Genomic DNA, 17628 nt, shown 5'->3' on the forward strand with positions numbered 1-17628 from the left:
GATGGGCGAACACATCATCAAGCTGCCCGATGTCGGCGAAGGCGTCGCCGAGGCCGAGCTGGTCGAATGGCACGTCAAGATCGGCGACATCGTGCGCGAGGACACCGTGCTCGCCGCCGTCATGACCGACAAGGCGACGGTTGAAATCCCGTCGCCCGTCGATGGCGAAATCCTGTGGCTGGGCGCCGAGATCGGCGACACGGTGGCGATCGGCTCGCCCATCGTGCGGCTGAAGGTGGCGGGCGAGGGCAATGTGAAGCCGCAAGGCGGCGACGTGGAAGCGGTGGCCGCCGAGCCGCCGGCGAAGCTGCCGACCCCGAAGCCCGAGGCCGCCGCGCCAGCCGCGAAGACGCCGCCAAAGGCAGGCGGGACGGACGTGAAACCTGCTCCGGCAGTCGCGAAAAGCCCGCAACAGCCTTCCGTCTCCGGCGCGCCACGCCCCGAAGGCGAGAAGCCGCTGGCGTCGCCGGCCGTTCGCCTGCGGGCAAAAGAGGCTGGCATCGATCTGCGGCAAGTTGCGGGAAGCGGCCCGGCCGGCCGCATCGGCCACGAAGACATCGAGGCCTTCCTGGCGCGCGGTCCGCAGGTCGCCAGGGCCTCCGGCCTTGCCCGCAATGACGCCATCCAGGACATCAAGGTGGTGGGCCTGAGGCGCAAGATCGCCGAGAAGATGACGCTGTCCAAATCGCGCATCCCGCACATCACCTATGTCGAGGAGATCGACGTCACCGCGCTGGAGGATCTGCGCGCCGCGCTCAACAAGGAAAAGCGCGCCGGCAAGGTGGAGCGGCCAAAGCTGACGCTGCTGCCATTCCTGATGCGGGCGATGGTCAGGGCGATATCAGACCAGCCCAATCTCAATTCGCTGTTCGACGACGAGGCCGGCATCATCCACCAGCATGGCGGCATCCATATCGGCATTGCCGCGCAGACGCCGTCGGGGCTGGTGGTGCCGGTGGTCAAGCATGCCGAAGCGCGCGACATCTGGGAGTGCGGCGCCGAGGTGATCAGGCTTGCCGAGGCGGCCAAGTCGGGCACCGCGACACGCGACGAGCTGTCCGGTTCGACCATCACCATCACCTCGCTCGGCGCCATGGGCGGCGTAGCGACGACGCCGGTCATCAACCATCCGGAAGTGGCGATCATCGGCGTCAACAAGATGATGGTGCGGCCGGTGTGGGACGGCACCCAGTTCATCCCGCGCAAGATGATGAACCTGTCGTCCAGCTTCGACCACCGGGTGATCGACGGCTGGGACGCCGCCGTCTTCATCCAGCGCATCAAGGCGCTGCTGGAAACGCCGGCGCTGATTTTTGTGGATTGAGGGGTGATGGAGTTGATCGTCCCTCCCACCACCGATTGCCAACCGAGACGCTGGCTTTCCCTTCTCCCCTTGTGGGAGAAGGTGTCGCTGCAGGCGACGGATGAGGGTTGCTCCAGCTTGGCGCCGACGGCACTCCGTCCAACACCCCTCATCCGTCTCGGCGCTGCGCGCCGATCCACCTTCTCCCACAAGGGGAGAAGGGACCGCGCGCATTGGCCATCGCCGAAAGGACAGCTGATATGAAAGAAATCTCCTGCAAGCTGCTCGTCATCGGCGCCGGCCCCGGCGGCTATGTCTGCGCCATCCGCGCCGGCCAGCTCGGCGTCGATACGGTGATCGTCGAAGCCGGCAAGCCGGGCGGCACCTGCCTCAATGTCGGCTGTATACCCTCCAAGGCGCTGATCCACGCGGCGGAAGAGTTCGAGAAGGTGTCGCACATGGCCGGCGGCAACAGCCCGCTCGGCATCTCGGTCACGGCTCCCGTGCTCGACCTAGCGAGGACCGTCGCCTGGAAGGACGGTATCGTCAGCCGGCTCAACAGCGGCGTCGCCGGCCTGCTCAAGAAGGCCGGGGTCAAGACGGTGCATGGCTGGGCGTCGTTTCGCGACGGCAAGACCGTCGCGGTCGAGACCGAGACCGGCGTGCAGGTGATCCGGGCTGAGGCGATCGTCATCGCCACCGGCTCGGCACCGGTCGAATTGCCGTTCGTGCCGTTCGGTGGCCCGGTGATTTCCTCGACCGACGCGCTGGCGTTGAGCGAAGTGCCGAAGAAGCTCGCCGTGGTCGGTGGCGGCTATATCGGCCTCGAACTCGGCATCGCCTTTGCCAAGATGGGGGCTGAGGTGACCGTGGTCGAGGCCTTGCCGCGCGTGCTGGCGCAGTATGATGCGGAGCTGACGCGGCCCGTCGTCAAGCGTCTCACCGCCCTCGGCATCGAGGTGATGCTGGGTGCCAAGGCCAAGGGGACCAAGGGCGACGCGCTGCTGGTCGAGACATCGGATGGCAAGAGCGCCAAAATCGCTTCGACCAAGATCCTGGTGACGGTCGGCCGAAAGCCGGTCACCGAAGGCTGGGGGCTCGAGCAGATCGATCTCGACATGGCGGGAAAGTTCATCCGCATCGACGACCAGTGCCGCACCTCGATGCGCGGCGTCTTCGCCATCGGCGACGTCACCGGCGAGCCGATGCTGGCGCACCGGGCGATGGCGCAAGGCGAAATGGTCGCCGAGCTCGTTGCCGGCCACAAACGCAGCTGGGACAAGCGAAGCATTCCCGCGGTGTGCTTCACCGATCCGGAGCTGGTGACGGCTGGCCTGTCGCCGGAGGAGGCGAAGGCCCTGGGCGGCGAGATCAAGATCGGGATGTTCCCGTTTGCCGCTAACGGCCGGGCGATGACGAAGCTCGGCGAGGATGGTTTCGTCCGCGCGGTGGCACGCGCGGACAATCATCTGGTGCTCGGCATCCAGGCGGTCGGGCAAGGCGTGTCGGAACTGTCGGCGGTCTTTGGGCTGGCGCTGGAGATGGGCGCGCGGCTGGAGGATATCGCCGGGACGATCCATGCGCACCCGACGCAAGGCGAAGGGTTCCAGGAAGCAGCGCTCAAGGCGCTGGGGCACGCGCTGCATATTTGAGGCGGTCGCCTTCCCTTCTCCCCTTGTGGGAGAAGGTGTCGCCGAAGGCGACGGATGAGGGGTGATCCAGCTTGGCACCACCTGCGCTCCGTCCAACACCCCTCATCCGTCTCGGCGCCGCGCGCCGATCCACCGCCCTGGGCGAGTCACGGGCCTCGCCCGCCCTGCGGGCCCCACAAGGGGAGCAGGGAAGGCGGCGCCTCAGCTCGCGAGCCGGCTCACCATTTCATGCTGCGCATAGGCGCGGCCAAAACGGTTGGCGAGGAAGGCGTCGAGTGCGATGTCTTCCTGCTTGACGAAGCCAGTCGCGGGCAAAGTCCCGTCGGCCAGCATGTCGAGCACGGCGCAGATGCCGGAGGCGGTGGTGATCTGGATGGCGCTGCGCACGACGTCACCTACCCGCTTTGAGTAGATCTTGTTGGCGTAGGTCTCCTGCAGCAGGCGGCCGTTCTTGCGGCCCGAGACGGTGACGAAGACGATGACGACGTCCTGCAGCGTCGCCGGCAGGGCGCTCTCGAAGATGTCCTTCAGCACGTCGCGGCGGTGGCGCAGGCCAAGGTCGTTGAGCAGCGCCTTCATGATCGCCGCGTGGCCGGGATAGCGGATGGTGCGGTAGTTCAGCGTGCGCACCTTGCCCTTCAGCGTCTCGGCCAAAGTGCCCAGTCCGCCGGAGGTGTTGAATGCCTCGTAGGTGACACCGTCGAGCGAGAATTCCTCGCGCTCCTCGAGCGGCGGCACTTCGATCAGCTCGCCCTCGACGATCGCCTCGCAAGGCTCGCAGTATTCGTTGATGACGCCGTCGGTGCTCCAGGTCAGATTGTAGTTCAGCGCATTGGACGGGTATTGCGGCAGGGCGCCGACGCGCATGCGCACGCTTTCCAGCGAATCGAAGCGGCTGGCCAGATCATTGGCGACGATCGAGATGAAGCCTGGCGCCAGGCCGCATTGCGGGATGAAGGCGCTCTTGCCCGAACGCGCCAGTTCCTTGACCCGCCTGGTGCTGACGACATCCTCGGTGAGGTCGAGGTAATGCACGCCGGCGTTTGCCGCCGCCTCGGCGATGCGTGTGGTCAGGTGGAAGGGGGCGGCGCTGAGCACCGCGAACTTGCCGGCCAGGGCCGCTTCGAGCGCGCCCGAGGCTTCGATGTCGAGTTCCAGCGTGGAGACCGTTGCCGGCAGTTCGGCAGCAGTGAACTGTGCCGCCGAGCGGTCGACGAGCGTGACCTGATAGTCCCCGGTGGTGGCGAGCATCTCGGCAATGGTCGAGCCGATCTTGCCGGCGCCGACAACAACAATTTTTTTCATGACCGATCCCTCAAAAGCTGATTGTGCGCACAGATTGGCAGCTTGCCCGTCGAAAGGAAGCGTGGAATTGTTCGAAACGAAACTCTGATTGCGCACTATGCCGAAGGGAATCGTCGAAATGCTCAGTGAAGCCGAACAGGCCCTGCTTTCCCTGCTGCGCGACAATGCGCGCGCCTCGACCGCCGAACTTGCGCGCAAGCTTGGCGTCTCACGGACAACGGTGCAGAGCCGGATCGAGCGGCTGGAGCAGCGCGGCATCATCACCGGCTACGGCGTCCGGCTGGCGCCGGACTACGAACAGGGGCTGGTGCGGGCGCATGTGCTGCTCACCGTGACGCCCAAACTCGCCGACAAGGTGGTGCGTGGCCTGCGGGCGCTGGCGCCGGTCAGGACGCTGCATTCGGTCAGCGGAAATTTCGACATGATCGTCATCGTCGACGCGCCGTCAATCCGGGACCTCGACATGCTGCTCGACCAGATCGGCGCCATGGACGGGGTCGAGCGGACCTTATCGTCGATCATCCTGTCGACGCGCATCGACCGTTGAGCGGACTTCTGAGGAACCCAAGCTGAACTAGCGCCGCCAGCACCAGGCACTTCGCCGGCTAGTCCATGGCCAAGGGAAAGCTCACCACCACGGCGAGGCCCGGCCGACAATCCTCGAGGGCAATGGATGCGCCATGCAGGTCGGCGATGGCCCTGACCAGGCTGAGGCCGAGGCCGCTGCCCGGTGTCGACCGGCTGTGGTCGAGCCGGTAAAGCCGCTGGAACACCTTCTCGCGCTCGTCGGCGGGAATGCCGGGCCCGTTGTCGGCAACGCTGGCGACAACGCGTTCGCCCCGGCGCGTCACCGACAGCTTTATCGTCGTGCCGGGCGGGCAATGGCGCAGCGCATTCTCGACCAGATTGGCGAACATCTGCGTCAACAACTCGCGATCGCCGTGGATCCGCTCCGCCTTTTGATGCAGTTGCGACGCCGACAGCGACTTGCCGTCATCCTCGGCAACGTCTGTGTAGATCTCGGCGATGATCTTCAGGATCTCACCGAGATCGACCTCGGTGAACCGCGCCCTGCGCGCGCCGGCCTCGATCTGCGCGATGCGCAGCAGGGCGTCGAAGGTCTCGTTGATCTGCAGGCTCTCGGCATGCGCCTCAGCCAGTTCGCTGGAAATCTCTTGGCCCGACAGGTTCTTTTCCGACGCGGTGTCGAGGATCATCTGCAGCCGGTTGAGCGGCGTCTTCAGATCGTGGGCGATGTTGGCGCTGACCTGTTTCATGCCTTCGACCAGCGCCGACAGGCGGTCGAGCGCCGCATTGACCTGCCTGGAGACGATGTCGATATCGTCGCCCTTGCCGGTCAGCGGGATGCGGGTATCCAGCCGGCCATGCGAGACATCCACCATGGTGGCGGCGATGCCATCGAGGCGGCTCTGGACGCGCGAGGCGAGCAGAGCGCCGCCGGTGACCGCCAGACCAGTGATGATCAGCGTTGCCCAGCCGAAACTCATCAGCATGATCGTTTCCAGTTCCTCCGTCTCGTCGAGGCTGAAGGCGACCGTCAGATTGTTGCCGCCGATCGAGCCGGAATAGGCCCGATATTCGGCACCCGGGGGCACGCCGGGCATTTCGGCGTTGAACATCGAGAAGCCGTCGGGAAGCCCTGCCGCGATGAAATTGCCGGCCAGGCGAGTCCCGGCCGCGTCGGTCAGCGAAAACAGCTGTTCCTTCCTGGGGCTGCGCATGGAGTGGCTTTCGATGGTCTCCACCAGCTCCTTGAGATCGTTGTCGGCATAGGTCGCGGCGACGACCGCGTAGGTTTCCTTGATGGTGTCGTCGAGCCGTTCGGCAAGATCGGCGCTCATCATCTGGTAGACGATGGCGCCCGACAGCACGAAGGCCAGCATGAACAGGAAGGCGAAGGTCAGAGCGAGCCGGAACGGCGTGCTGCGCAGCAGGCGGGACCATGTTCCGGTCATGGCGGTGCGTGCAGGCTGTAGCCGGTGTTGCGGACCGTGTGGATGAGCTGGGTTTCGAACGGCTTGTCGATCTTGGTCCGCAGCCGGCTGATATGGGTTTCGACGACGCTGGTCCTGGGATCGAAATGAAAATCCCAGACCCGCTCCAGAAGCATGGTGCGGGTGATGACGCGGCCTTCGCCGCGCATCAGCACCTCCAGCAGGCTGAACTCCCGCGGCTGCAGGTCGATCGGCTGGCCCTGCCGCGTAACGCGCCGCATGATCAGGTCCATCTCGAGATCGGCAACCCGCAGAACCGTCTTCTGCTCTTGCGCAGCGGGCCGCCGGCCAAGCGCGTTGATGCGGGCGAGAAGCTCGGAAAAGGCGAAGGGCTTGACCAGGTAGTCGTCGCCGCCGGCCTCGAGTCCCTCAACGCGGTCGTCGACGCCGCCGACGGAAGTAAGAAAGATCGCCGGTGTCCGGACGCCGGCGGCGCGGATCGCCTTGACCATCGACAGGCCGTCGAGGCCCGGGATCATGCGATCGGCGATGATCACGTCATAGCTGCCGCTGGTCGCCGCGAACAGCGCGTCGTGGCCGTTGCGCAGCAAGTCGCAGACATGGCCGGCCTCGGTCAATCCCCTGACGACATAGTCGGCCGTCCTGTGGTCGTCCTCGACAAGAAGAAGTCGCATGGCAGTTCCGGTCCGTTGCCGAGATCGGCGACAGGCTAGCACCGGCATGGGTTCGTTCCTAGGATGTCCACGGGCTCCCGTTCTCCGCTGGAGTCAGTCCGATTCCGCCAAGAGCTCGTCGGCCTCGTCGGTTGTGTCCTTCAGGGTCATGTGGAGGACGAGGGCGACGATGCAGCCGAGGAAGAGCAGGCTGGTAAAAATCGTGCCGAAGCCCAGGCCGCCATGTCTGGCCGACCGCGACAGCAGGTCGCCGAAGGAGGCGCCGAGCGGCCGCGTCAGGATATAGGCGAGCCAGAAGGCCAGGATGCCGTCGAGGTTGAGCAGATACCAGGCGAGCGCGATGAGGGCGATGACGCCGCCGAACAGCAGGCCGGCGGTCCGATAGCCCATGTCGAAGCTCTCGGCGACGAGGTCGCCGGCGGCAGTGCCGAGCGAGAAGGTGAACAGGATCGCCAGCCAGTAGAATATCTCGCGCCGGGTGGTGAAGATGGTGTGGATCGACAGCGTTCTTTCGCTGGCGTACCAGACCGCGAATGTCGCGGCGAGCGCGACTGAGAAGGCAATGGTCGTCGTCTGCAGGCGCACGCCGAAATTATCGACGAGGTTGTCGGTGACCAGCGTGCCGACGACGCTGATCAGCACCACCGCCAGCCAGTAGGCCCACGGCACATAGCGTTTCTGCGCGAACTGCAGGACAAGCGCGGCGATCAGGATGCCGGTCATGATCAGCGACGTGACGGTCAGTCCAAGGCTGAGTTTGACGGCAAGGTAGTCGGCCGCCGTCTCGCCCATGGTCACCGCCATCAGCTTGATCAGCCAGAAATCGACGGTGACGTCCGGGACCCTGTTGTGGCTCGGTGCGGCGTGTTGCGCATTGGGCGAGAGCATGGCGGACGTCCTGACGGATGCGGCGGAGCGGAAGCAGCATCCGTAGGCAGCGGAGTTCTCGCCCGCCTGTCCGGCGGCATACAAATTCGTAAGAATGGGCGTGGGCCGCGCGAAAGGCTTGCGAATGCCCCGCGGTGCGCCGATAGAAGGCTGGTGCCTTGCATCCGCCATCAATGTGGTGGCCCAGTGCCTGCGGGCTTGCCGGCGCTCGCTTGTCAGTGCCCCAGGAAAACGTGATGACCTCCGCTTCCCTAAAACCGGTTTTACAACCCTTCGTCCAGCGCAAGCGGCTGATCTTCGTGCGGGTTGCGGCTGTGCTCGCGGTGCTGCTGCTGTTTCTCACCAAACCGGCGCTCAGCGAAGGCTCGAATGGGCACGAAACGCTCGAATTCCTCGGCCTCGCCCTGGTGCTCGTCTGCGTCGCCGGACGGCTGTGGAGCAGCCTCTATGTCGGTGGCAGGAAGAACGAGGAAGTGGTTTCGACGGGACCGTTTTCGTTAACGCAGAACCCGCTCTATTTCTTCTCGACGGTGGGTGCGGTCGGCGTCGGATTGCTGTTCGGTTCGCTGCTGGCGGCCGTGGCGCTGGGGACTGCCAGCTTTTTCATCTTTCGCGTCACGGCGCGCAAGGAAGCCGAATTCCTGCTCGGCAAGTTCGGCCCAAGCTACCTTGCCTATGTCAAGAGCACGCCTCGGTTCTGGCCAAATCCTCGTCTGTACCACGACCATGTCCAGATGCAGTTCTCGACGCGCGCGCTCAAACGCACGTTCTTTGACGGGCTCTATTTCCTTGCGATCTTCCCGGCCATCGAACTGGTCGAGTATTTGCGGGCGACCGGCTTCTTGTTCCCAGCCTTCGTCACGCTCTACTGATCAGCGGCGCCATACCTCGCGCCCTATCTCTTTGCTTGACGCAATTCCGGACGGTTTGAGCATGATCTTTCCCGAAATCCGGATTCCACACTTCGGGATCATGCTCTAGCTGCCAAGCGGATGCGGCATGTAGCCGACGAAGCCCGCGATCTTCCAGCTGCCGCCGACCCTGGTGCAGAAATACAGCGTCTGCCATTTCAGCCTGTCGACGCTGCCGTCCGCCTTGGCGACCGAGCCGTCGAATTTCTTGTGCAGCACGGCGCGGTCGCCGTCGACATCGATGTCGCGCATGTTGGTGACGCGAAACAGTGCCTCGCGCAGCGGCTCGGCGAATTTTGTCGCCGCGGTCTCCTTGGCCTGGCGCAGCCACTCGTCGCGATAGATGTCCAGCCGCGGAAACTGCAGCCGCCACGCGTCGGCATTGCTGAGGAAATGCGCATGCATGCCGAAGAAGCTTTCAGCTACGAAATCATGCTCGACCATCGACCAGTCCTGGCCGATGAAGGCGTCGATGTCGCGCCGCACCAGCATTTCCCAGAGCGCGTGGCGATCGGCATCGCCGGCCGGAAACGGGTTCCTGTCGTAGGTCATTCTCGGTCTTCTCCGGTCTGAAAATGCGTCTGTCCGTTGCGGCTGCAAAGCAACCCGCGGGCGCGCACGATGCAAGCGCTTCTGTAAGAAAGCAACATGAATTCCTGGGAATGTTGCTTTCCAACATGGCCCCTATGAGGAACGCGCCGATCGGGGTAAATGTCGACCGAAGCGGGAGCCGCCACGGCATCCCATCCTGTCATCAGAGGAGGTCATCCCTTGCCGAAGCAGTGTTTTGGAACGTCGCATGTGCCGCTGTCGCCGGCAGTACGCGCCGGCGATCTGGTCTATGTCTCCGGCCAGGTACCCGTCGGCAGCGACGGCATCGTGGTCAAGGGCGGCATAACAGAACAGACCGAGCAGGTGCTCGCCAACGTGAAGGCAGCGCTGGCGCTCGCCGGCTGCACCCTGGACGATGTCGTCAAGACGACGGTCTGGCTGGAAGACGCGCGCGATTTCGGCGCCTTCAACGCTGTCTATGCCAGGCACTTTCCGAAAAATCCGCCGGCCCGCAGCACGGTCGAGTCGCGGCTGATGATCGACATCAAGATCGAAGTCGAGGCGGTCGCCTACCGGCCAGTCTAAAAGACTGAGCCGGCAAAACAATGAACTGGAGGTGACCTCAATGCAATTCGACCTCCTGCTGAAGGGCGGACGGCTGATCGACCCGGCGTCGGGGCTCGATGCGCCGTGCGATGTCGCCATCGCCAATGGCCGCATTGCCGCGGTCGACGCCGACATTCCGGCCGACCGCGCCGCTCAGGTCGTCGATGCCGGCGGCTGCATCGTCACGCCGGGCCTCGTCGACCTGCACAGCCACGTCTATTGGGGCGGCACCTCGCTCGGCGTCGATGCCGACCGGCTGGCCGCCAAGAGCGGCACCACCACCTTCATCGATGCGGGCAGTGCGGGTGCCGGCAATTTCCTCGGCTTCCGCCGCCATGTCATGGAGCGCTCGAAGGTCCGCGTCCTCGCCTATGTCAACATTTCCTTTGCCGGCATTTTCGGCTTCTCGCAGACGGTGTCGGTCGGTGAGTGCAGCGATCTCAGGCTCTGCGAGCCGCGCGAGGTCGTTGCGGCGGCGCGCGAGCACCGCGATGTCGTGGTCGGCGTGAAAGTCCGTTCCGGACGCCATGCCGGCGGCACCAGCGGCATCGCCCCGGTCGACCTGGCGCTGGAGGCAGCCGACCAGGCCGGCCTGCCGCTGATGGCGCATATCGACGAGCCGCCGCCCGGCCGTTCCGAAGTGCTGCCGCGGCTGCGCAAGGGCGACATCCTCACGCACTGCTTCCGGCCGTTTCCCAATGCGCCGGTGTTCGCCTCCGGCGCGGTGCGGCCGGACATGCGGCTGGCGCGCGAGCGCGGCGTCATCTTCGATCTCGGCCATGGCATGGGTTCGTTCGATTTCGCCGTCGCACGAGCCATGCTCGAGGAAGGACTGGCGCCCGACGTGATCAGCAGCGACGTGCATCTCTACTGCGTCGACGGACCGGCCTTCGACATCCTGGTCTGCATGTCGAAGCTTTTGGCGCTCGGCATGCCGCTGGTCGAGGTTTTGCGCGCTGCGACGCAGGCGCCGGCGCGAGCGATCGCCAGGCCTGATCTCGGCACGCTGGCGGTCGGCACCGTCGGCGACGTCGCCGTGCTCCGGCAGCGCCCGGGCCGCTTCACTTTCGTCGACGCGGTTGGCGCTTCGCTGGTCGCCGACCAGCGGCTGGTCTGCGAAGGCATCGTCATCGGCGGCACCTGGTGGCCGAACGAGGCGGCAAACGATCTCAGCGAGACCGAGCGTTTCGAGGCACATGCGCACCACACCCATGTCGAGGTCGCGGCCCGGCACTTCGGACACCGGCATGAGTGACAGCTGATCTCCGACCTCGTGGGGGAGATCACCTTACGACCGGCCGGAGTTACTCGGCGCCCCATAAACCGGCGTCGCGATGCCTTCCATCCGTGCCTTGATCTGCAGCGCCACGTATTTCGAATAGAAGCGCGACAGCGCCAGGTTGCCGCCGTGGAACCACAGCGAGTCTTGCGCCGTCGGCTTCCACATGTTGCGCAGCTCGCCTTGCCATGGGCCGGGGTCGCCCTTCACGCCCGAGCCGAGCCCCCAGCACGGACCGACCTTGTCGGCGACCTCGCGCGAGACGATCGCGGCCACCGTCTCGTTCATCGACTGATAGCCGGTGCAAGAGATGATCGCGTCGGCGGCCAGCTCGCTGCCATCCTCAAAGAGAATTCCGGTCGGCGTCAGCGATTTGATGGCGACGCCGCTGCGGACGCCGATCTCGCCGTCGATGATCAACTCGGAAGCGCCGACGTCGATGTAGTAGCCGGAGCCGGTGCGGTAGGCCTTCATCAAGAGCCCGGTCTCGTCGTCACCGAAATCGATGGCGAAGCCGGCGGCGCGCAGGCGGTCATAGAAGGCCGCGTCGCGCGCCTTGATGACCTCGTAGAGCGCCCGCTGGCCCTTGGGCACCAGCGCGAAGGGCGTCGAGGCGACGATCATGTCGGCCTTCTCGGTGGTGATGCCGCGCGCCAGTGCGTTTTCTGAGAAGATCTCGAAGCCCACTTCCATCAGCGTGTCCGATTTGACCACCGTCGTCGGCGAACGCTGGATCATGGTGACGTTGGCGCCGCTCTCCCAGAGATCGACGCTGACATCATGCCCCGAGCTTGCCGCGCCGATGACCGCGACTTTTTTGCCGCGAAATTTCTCGCCGCTGGAATACTGGCTGGAATGCAGCAACTCGCCTTTGAACGTGTCGGCGTCTGGCAGATCGATCCGCCGCGGCGCACCATAGGCGCCAGTGGCGAAGACGATGTGCTTGGGCTTCAGCGTGATGTGGCGGCCGACACGATCGACGACGACGGTCCAGACCTTTTCGGCCTCGTCATAGGAGGCGCTCACGCACTTGGTGGCGACCCAGTAATTGAGCTCCATGACGCGCGTGTACATTTCCAGCCAGTCGCCCATCTTGTCCTTGGGCGTGAACACCGGCCAGTTTTCCGGAAACGGAATGTAGGGCAGATGGTCGTACCAGACCGGATCGTGCAGCACGAGCGAGCGGTAGCGGTTGCGCCAGGAATCACCGGGCCGCGCATTCTTCTCGATGACGATGGTCGGCACGCCCAATTGCCTGAGCCGCGCGCCCAGCATGATGCCGCCCTGGCCGCCGCCGATGACCAGGCAGTAGGGCTGCTCGTCGCCGCCGAGGTCGCGCGTCTCGCGCGCCCTCGCCTCCGACCAGGTCTCGCGGTTGGGGTCGGCCTTGTGGCGCACGCCCAGCGGCCGCGCCGCTCCCTTGCGCTCCTCGAACCCCTTCAGGTCGGTCATCGCGGTGAACAGGGTCCGGCAGCGGCCATCGCGCAGGCGCATGACGCCCTGGCCTGAAGCGACCGCCGTTTCGAAGCTGAACCAGGCCTCGATGGCGCCTTCGTCCGAGGTCGCCTCGCCGGTCAATTGCCAGGCCGTCGGCTTTGTCACCGCCAGCGTCGCCGCCAGCATGCCGGCGATCGCCTCGCGGCCTTCCATGGTGGTGACGTTCCAGGTGAAGGTCAGAAGGTCGCGCCAGTAGCAGTCGTCGACGAACAGGTTGCCCGCTGCCGCCACGTCGCCCGCTTCGAGCGCACGGGCAAAGGACCCGAGCCATGCGGCTGCCTGTTTCGATGGTGCCATGTCGAGCATTTCTTCCCTCTTTTTGCATGCTCCCAATCCGTATTGGGACCGTCAATTGTCAAACTCGGCAGCGCCCCCGCTATTCATGCCTCAATCCCCGAGCGGTTCCATTTCCTTGCCGGTGCGGTGGATCTGGGCGTTGTACTTGATGCGGCGCACGGTTTCGCGGGCCGAGCCGTCGAGCCTGTAGGCGGAAGCCACGGCCAGCAGGTCGATCGCGGCCAAAAAGGCATAGCGCGAGGCCGTAGGCTTCAGTGTGTCGGGATATTCGGGCACCGCGACCGTCAGCCGGACGTCGCAGGCGCGCGCGAGTTCGGTGTCGGGCGCCGTCACGGCGATCGCATTGGCGCGGTAGTGCTTGGCGAGTTCGACGGCCTCGATCACCTCGCGCGTGCGTCCCGTCGCTGAAATGGCGATCACCAGGTCGCCCGGCTTCAAGGTCGAGGCGGTCATGCGCATCAGATAGGGGTCGCACTGGGCATTGACCGTGATGCCGTAGCGAAACAGCCGGTACTGGGTTTCCTGTGCCAGCGCCGAAGAGCTGCCGCCGAGGCCGAACACGGTGACCTGGCGCGCCTTGGCGATCAGCTCGGCTGCCTTCCGCAACTGTGCCGGATCGAGCTGCCGCTCGGCTTCCTGCAGCGCCCGACGGGCCTCGCCGAACACCGCGTTCCAGAACGGCATGCCGTTGTCGCCGCTGGTTTGCGGCGGCTTGCTCAGATAGAGCGCGCCGACGACGAGGCTCTGCGCCAGCTTCAGCTTGAAGTCGCGCACGCCTTCGCAGCCGATGGCTCGGCAGAATCGGGTCACCGTCGGTTCGCTGACCCCGGCGCGCTGCGCGAGTGCGGCGTTGGAGGCGTCGACGGCGTATTTGACATCGTCGAGCACGACATCGGCGACGCGGCGTTCGGCTGGGCGCAACTCGCTGTAGGAATCCTTGACCAGCGAGATGATGTCGGGGATGCGCCGGACGGGCTCGCGGCCCTCCGCCTCGTAGTTTGGAACAGGCCCTTCCTGGCTGCCAGCTTCGCTCATGAAGTGCTAGTCTTTCCCTGGGTTGCGAGGCTCACGTCTTAGCATGCTTGCAGGCCATGGCTCCACGTGCCTGCCCCCCGAACAACCCGCCCTCGCTAGCCGATCGTCTCCAGCCGCCTCGGCAAGCGGTTCATGGCAACAGGTCCGTCCGGCGTGATCAGGAACTGGTCCTCGAGATTGAAGCTGGCGAGGCCGTCGATGTAGAGCGGTATCTCGAAGGCCAGCACCATGCCGGCTTCGATCACGACTACGCTGTCAGCCGCAATGAACGGCCATTGCTCGGAAAACACCGACTGGCCGACGCCATGGCCGAAATGGCCGCGGCGGTAGGAGTGCAGGCCTTGCCGGGCCAGGCTCTCGGTGGCGACGCGATGCACGTGGGCGAGCTTATTGCCAGGCACGAGGGATGCCAGCCCATCCTCGAAGGCCTGCTCGGCGATGGCGTGCAGCTCGGCCTGTTCGGCGGATGGTGGCCCGAAAATGAAGTTGCGCGACATGTCGGAAGCGTAGCCGCCAACCGTGCAGACCATGTCGCACTTCAGCGGATCGCCAGGCATGGCCTTCGCATCGGTGCCTTTGGCCCGGGCGCCCAGCGTCACATATTCAGCCGTCGTCACCGGATGCGACAGGCCCGCCGCAGCCGTGGCGATGCCCTCCCGGTAGAGGGAAATGAGATCGGCCTGGCGCATGCCGGCCATTGCATCCACCTGCAGCCGGTCGAGCCCGGCTTCCGACAGGATGATGCCTTGCTGGAGCAGGTCGACCTCGCGTTGCGACTTGACCGACCGCAACCGATCGAGCGCCGCCGAACCGTCGACCATCGAACAGCCCGGCAGCATCGCCTGCATGGCTGAGAAATCGGCAGTGGCAATGAAGTCGAGATCGACGCCGATCGTCGCTCGGTCGAGCCCGAACCCGGTCAAAATCTGCTTCAGCTCGCGGACGGAATTGGCCAGCTCGAACGTCGCCGGCCGGGAAAAGTCGGGCGAACGGCCAGAGGATGCGAGACCGGCCTCGATGCGTTGTGCCAGCAGATGACCGGAGGTCGAGGCGTCGAGCGTGGCGGATTCGATCCAGATCGGGTGGCTGCGGACAACAGCGTCGGGGAGTGCCGCTTGCAGCGGTGCCGCATTGAAGTCCGCCACCACGACGCCGATCGGCAGCTCTTGCCGGGCCGGGATGACCACGAAGCCGGCGCCCGCCCGCCGGAACAGTCCCGCCGGGCCGATCCAGGCACCGGTCGCATAGTGGAATGCCTCGGGCGCGCAAAGCACCAGCGCCTCGATGCCGGCGCGCTCCATCAGTTGAGCCGCGCGCTCGCGGTCGACAAAGCCTGTCATGAATCGTCTCCGTCCGAAGCGGTAACGGAGCACTCCGGGTGTAGACAATCAAGCGGCAAGATGCCGGGCAAGCGGCTGCTGCGGGACGCGCATCCGGCGGACTGACAGGCGGCTGGTCGGCGGGTTGCGTGACGGCTGCCAGGACAATCGCTTCAGGTTATGCACCCGCCCATTTCCAGACGTGCCCGGCAGGGCGATGAGGGGCGGCGCCAACTTTCGACAATTGGTGGTCTCCGCCACAAGTTGGAAACTGTCGGTTGCCAGGCGACGCCCAAGTCAATTGGCCGGAGCAAACTTCAAAATACAGCACTGCCTGTCCTTTTATGCGTGCTAGAGACGCTGTAGTACTTTGTTCCTGCGCGGAATTGTTTCCAGAACAAGATCAGCGCAGCAAAACGGATTCCGGCCTTCGGGGTCCGGCAGTGGCGGCCTGAGCGGCTTGCGGGAGAAGGGACGGACGGATGGCAGAGACTGGCGCAAAGACGGAAGCGGCAAGCGAAGCGATGCCGTTGTTCTATTCCAGGCCGGAGGCGCTCAACCCGGTGCGGCACGGCTCGCTCGGCCTGACCGCGCGCAGCAACTTCGGCTTTGCCCGCTCGGCGCACGCCATTCCGGTGGTGGCGTCGGAAATGCCGGCGGCGATGCGCTCCTACCCGATCGTCTTCATCGGCCCGGCCAAGGCACCGGTGATCATCACCGGCGTGCGCCAGGACGAGAACCTGTTCGTCGGCGCCGACGGCAAATGGACCGGGCCGCACTACATCCCCGCCTATGTCCGCCGCTATCCCTTCATCCTGGCCGAAGACCCGAAGGCGCCCGGACGGCTGACGCTGTGCGTCGACCGGGCAAGCGACCGCGTCGTCGACCAGTTGCTGGCGCCGTTCCGTGACGAGACGATGCTGCCGTTCTTCGCCGGCACCGAGGCGACCGAAGCGACGAAACAGGCGCTCGCCTTCTGCAACCAGTTCCAGATCGATTTCAACGCCACCCGCGCGATGGTCGAAAGGATCGACGCGCACGGCCTGTTCGCGCCACGCCAGAGCAAGGTGACGCTCGAGGGTGGCGAGGTGCTCAACCTCACCGACTTCCAGGTGATCGACGAGCCGGCCTTCAACAAACTGAGCGACGAGGCATTCCTCGATCTGCGCAAATCAGGCGCGCTCGGCCTGCTCTACTGCCACCTCGCCTCGACCAACAGCTGGACCTCGCTGGTCCACCAGGCATCGCTGCGGAAGGTGCGGCTGCCGGCGGGCTGATTTCTCGCTGGCCCTCAAGTTCGTCTGTAACAAGGAGGCGAAATGAAAGACTTGAGGGCAGCTGCGGAAGCCGCGTGATCGCAGACATCATGAAACCCGGCAAGATCTTGCCGGCATGAGAGCAGAGCCGCTGATGCCGATGTGACTTGTGACTTTGCGGGTCATCACAGCGTTTTTTGGAGGCGGTTAGTTTTATGACACCGTAATAGTTCCAACATTAGAGTCACTTATGACAATTTCATTTAGTTTTGTATTCTTGATTATAACATAGTACTCTCCGAGTAAAGCATCAGCTTTTGCGCTAACTTTGAAGGTGATAGTTATATTATCTATGATGGTTATGCTTCCGTGTACTTTCAGATGCGCCGTGATGGCTAAGTTGGCAGCATAAACAAAGCCAATTACCAAGTCTTTCTTGTCGTCGAACCAACCAGTATCTGAGGGGTCTATCGTCACACTGACCGTAACCGGATCTCCGCCTCTGACAGCATTCCCTTCAGGTGTCTCAACACGCACTATAACTACACTTGCCATGGTCCATCTCCCTTCGGCATTCTCAATTATCGATCGGAAACGCTAGAGCCGGATGACTTCAGGTCCGAATCTACCTGAAATCTGAATCCGCCTCTAAATCAAAGAGATAGAGCATGATGTCGTCCGAAAACCGCTTCACACTTTTCGGCATCATGCTCTAGTCCAAATCGCCGCGCCCGCTGCGGTTCATGGCGCCACCGGACCGTCCCATCGCACCGCCGGACCTGCCCATGGCGCCGCCAGATCGCCCCATCGCACCGCCGGATCTGCCCATTGCTCCACCCGATCGACCAAACGAACGCGGGTCCAGCTCTGCACTCAAGAGGACATCTTCGAGCGTTTCCGGTGTCGAGTTCCAGCCGCATTGTCAGGTCACTCTTGTCGTAGACCCAGACCTGCATTCCGCGCGCAAACGAGCCTATCTGCGATGACAGTCCGGTATAGGCAGGGTCGCTTGGACCGCGGCTCATGACCTTGAGATCGGTTTCGGTCGGGGCTGGATAATCAACGACAGTTCCAGGCC

General features: G+C 64.4%; 16 protein-coding genes. 7 read left to right on the forward strand and 9 right to left on the reverse strand.

Features of this window, described 5'->3' with window-relative positions:
* The first annotated feature begins 1 nt into the window (after position 1).
* Positions 2-1324, forward strand: coding sequence for a dihydrolipoamide acetyltransferase family protein (locus ACFSOZ_RS05060; protein WP_379094330.1), 1323 nt, complete (start codon positions 2-4; stop codon positions 1322-1324).
* A 239-nt stretch (positions 1325-1563) separates the two neighbouring features.
* Positions 1564-2955: a dihydrolipoyl dehydrogenase gene (lpdA, locus tag ACFSOZ_RS05065; RefSeq protein ID WP_379094332.1), complete on the forward strand. Its 1392-nt coding sequence runs from the start codon at positions 1564-1566 to the stop codon at positions 2953-2955.
* Between the two features lie 201 nt (positions 2956-3156).
* Here the strand turns inward: lpdA and ACFSOZ_RS05070 are convergent, their stop codons facing one another.
* Positions 3157-4356 carry a saccharopine dehydrogenase family protein gene (locus tag ACFSOZ_RS05070; RefSeq protein WP_379094334.1) on the reverse strand — a complete coding sequence of 400 codons (1200 nt, stop codon included), beginning with the start codon at positions 4354-4356 and terminating at the stop codon, positions 3157-3159.
* Positions 4357-4378: 22 nt separating this feature from the next.
* Between ACFSOZ_RS05070 and ACFSOZ_RS05075 the strand changes: the two genes are divergently transcribed.
* The gene (locus ACFSOZ_RS05075) at positions 4379-4807 is read left to right on the forward strand and encodes an Lrp/AsnC family transcriptional regulator (protein WP_379094337.1); all 429 of its coding nucleotides are present in this window, start codon (positions 4379-4381) and stop codon (positions 4805-4807) included.
* A gap of 58 nt (positions 4808-4865) precedes the next feature.
* Here the strand turns inward: ACFSOZ_RS05075 and ACFSOZ_RS05080 are convergent, their stop codons facing one another.
* The 3 genes from ACFSOZ_RS05080 to ACFSOZ_RS05090 form a co-directional block, all read right to left on the reverse strand.
* On the reverse strand, positions 4866-6236 hold the full coding sequence (locus ACFSOZ_RS05080; RefSeq protein WP_379094339.1) for a HAMP domain-containing sensor histidine kinase: 1371 nt from the start codon (positions 6234-6236) through the stop codon (positions 4866-4868).
* Positions 6233-6910 (reverse strand): winged helix-turn-helix domain-containing protein, encoded by a 678-nt coding sequence (locus tag ACFSOZ_RS05085; protein ID WP_379094341.1) that lies wholly within the window; start codon positions 6908-6910, stop codon positions 6233-6235. Before ACFSOZ_RS05085 ends, ACFSOZ_RS05080 begins: the two co-directional genes overlap by 4 nt.
* 93 nt (positions 6911-7003) lie before the next feature.
* Positions 7004-7798: a COG4705 family protein gene (locus tag ACFSOZ_RS05090; protein WP_379094343.1), complete on the reverse strand. Its 795-nt coding sequence runs from the start codon at positions 7796-7798 to the stop codon at positions 7004-7006.
* A 236-nt stretch (positions 7799-8034) separates the two neighbouring features.
* Between ACFSOZ_RS05090 and ACFSOZ_RS05095 the strand changes: the two genes are divergently transcribed.
* Positions 8035-8670, forward strand: a complete 636-nt coding sequence (locus tag ACFSOZ_RS05095; protein ID WP_379094345.1) for a methyltransferase family protein — start codon at positions 8035-8037, stop codon at positions 8668-8670.
* 105 nt (positions 8671-8775) lie between these two features.
* On the opposite strand, the gene ACFSOZ_RS05100 is transcribed toward ACFSOZ_RS05095, so the two are convergent.
* Complete coding sequence (locus ACFSOZ_RS05100) at positions 8776-9261, reverse strand: hypothetical protein (RefSeq protein WP_379094347.1); 486 nt, start codon at positions 9259-9261, stop codon at positions 8776-8778.
* A gap of 219 nt (positions 9262-9480) precedes the next feature.
* On the opposite strand from ACFSOZ_RS05100, the gene ACFSOZ_RS05105 reads away from it, so the two are divergent.
* Both ACFSOZ_RS05105 and ACFSOZ_RS05110 read left to right on the forward strand, forming a co-directional pair.
* Complete coding sequence (locus ACFSOZ_RS05105) at positions 9481-9846, forward strand: RidA family protein (protein WP_379094349.1); 366 nt, start codon at positions 9481-9483, stop codon at positions 9844-9846.
* A gap of 40 nt (positions 9847-9886) precedes the next feature.
* Positions 9887-11122 carry an amidohydrolase/deacetylase family metallohydrolase gene (locus ACFSOZ_RS05110; protein WP_379094351.1) on the forward strand — a complete coding sequence of 412 codons (1236 nt, stop codon included), beginning with the start codon at positions 9887-9889 and terminating at the stop codon, positions 11120-11122.
* Between the two features lie 33 nt (positions 11123-11155).
* On the opposite strand, the gene ACFSOZ_RS05115 is transcribed toward ACFSOZ_RS05110, so the two are convergent.
* From ACFSOZ_RS05115 to ACFSOZ_RS05125, 3 genes are all read right to left on the reverse strand, one after another.
* Positions 11156-12949, reverse strand: a complete 1794-nt coding sequence (locus ACFSOZ_RS05115; RefSeq protein ID WP_379094353.1) for an NAD(P)-binding domain-containing protein — start codon at positions 12947-12949, stop codon at positions 11156-11158.
* 81 nt (positions 12950-13030) lie between these two features.
* A complete protein-coding gene (locus ACFSOZ_RS05120; RefSeq protein WP_379094355.1) occupies positions 13031-13975 on the reverse strand; it encodes a MurR/RpiR family transcriptional regulator in 945 nt (314 codons plus the stop codon).
* Positions 13976-14070: 95 nt separating this feature from the next.
* Complete coding sequence (locus ACFSOZ_RS05125; protein WP_379094357.1) at positions 14071-15315, reverse strand: M24 family metallopeptidase; 1245 nt, start codon at positions 15313-15315, stop codon at positions 14071-14073.
* Positions 15316-15776: 461 nt separating this feature from the next.
* Between ACFSOZ_RS05125 and ACFSOZ_RS05130 the strand changes: the two genes are divergently transcribed.
* A complete protein-coding gene (locus ACFSOZ_RS05130) occupies positions 15777-16571 on the forward strand; it encodes a SapC family protein (RefSeq protein WP_379094359.1) in 795 nt (264 codons plus the stop codon).
* 192 nt (positions 16572-16763) lie between these two features.
* Here the strand turns inward: ACFSOZ_RS05130 and ACFSOZ_RS05135 are convergent, their stop codons facing one another.
* Positions 16764-17105, reverse strand: coding sequence for a hypothetical protein (locus ACFSOZ_RS05135; RefSeq protein ID WP_379094361.1), 342 nt, complete (start codon positions 17103-17105; stop codon positions 16764-16766).
* Positions 17106-17628 lie beyond the last annotated feature (523 nt).

The organism is Mesorhizobium newzealandense (genome assembly GCF_042682145.1).
In the GTDB taxonomy this organism is placed as follows: Bacteria; Pseudomonadota; Alphaproteobacteria; order Rhizobiales; family Rhizobiaceae; genus Mesorhizobium; species Mesorhizobium newzealandense.

Bases quoted from the DNA above. Each gene is read 5' to 3' on its own strand.
- ACFSOZ_RS05060 (WP_379094330.1), top strand. From the start codon at position 2: ATGGGCGAACACATCATCAAGCTGCCCGATGTCGGCGAAGGCGTCGCC.
- lpdA (WP_379094332.1), top strand. From the start codon at position 1,564: ATGAAAGAAATCTCCTGCAAGCTGCTCGTCATCGGCGCCGGCCCCGGC.
- ACFSOZ_RS05075 (WP_379094337.1), top strand. From the start codon at position 4,379: ATGCTCAGTGAAGCCGAACAGGCCCTGCTTTCCCTGCTGCGCGACAAT.
- ACFSOZ_RS05080 (WP_379094339.1), bottom strand. From the start codon at position 6,236: ATGACCGGAACATGGTCCCGCCTGCTGCGCAGCACGCCGTTCCGGCTC.
- ACFSOZ_RS05085 (WP_379094341.1), bottom strand. From the start codon at position 6,910: ATGCGACTTCTTCTTGTCGAGGACGACCACAGGACGGCCGACTATGTC.
- ACFSOZ_RS05090 (WP_379094343.1), bottom strand. From the start codon at position 7,798: ATGCTCTCGCCCAATGCGCAACACGCCGCACCGAGCCACAACAGGGTC.
- ACFSOZ_RS05095 (WP_379094345.1), top strand. From the start codon at position 8,035: ATGACCTCCGCTTCCCTAAAACCGGTTTTACAACCCTTCGTCCAGCGC.
- ACFSOZ_RS05100 (WP_379094347.1), bottom strand. From the start codon at position 9,261: ATGACCTACGACAGGAACCCGTTTCCGGCCGGCGATGCCGATCGCCAC.
- ACFSOZ_RS05110 (WP_379094351.1), top strand. From the start codon at position 9,887: ATGCAATTCGACCTCCTGCTGAAGGGCGGACGGCTGATCGACCCGGCG.
- ACFSOZ_RS05115 (WP_379094353.1), bottom strand. From the start codon at position 12,949: ATGCTCGACATGGCACCATCGAAACAGGCAGCCGCATGGCTCGGGTCC.
- ACFSOZ_RS05120 (WP_379094355.1), bottom strand. From the start codon at position 13,975: ATGAGCGAAGCTGGCAGCCAGGAAGGGCCTGTTCCAAACTACGAGGCG.
- ACFSOZ_RS05125 (WP_379094357.1), bottom strand. From the start codon at position 15,315: ATGACAGGCTTTGTCGACCGCGAGCGCGCGGCTCAACTGATGGAGCGC.
- ACFSOZ_RS05130 (WP_379094359.1), top strand. From the start codon at position 15,777: ATGGCAGAGACTGGCGCAAAGACGGAAGCGGCAAGCGAAGCGATGCCG.
- ACFSOZ_RS05135 (WP_379094361.1), bottom strand. From the start codon at position 17,105: ATGGCAAGTGTAGTTATAGTGCGTGTTGAGACACCTGAAGGGAATGCT.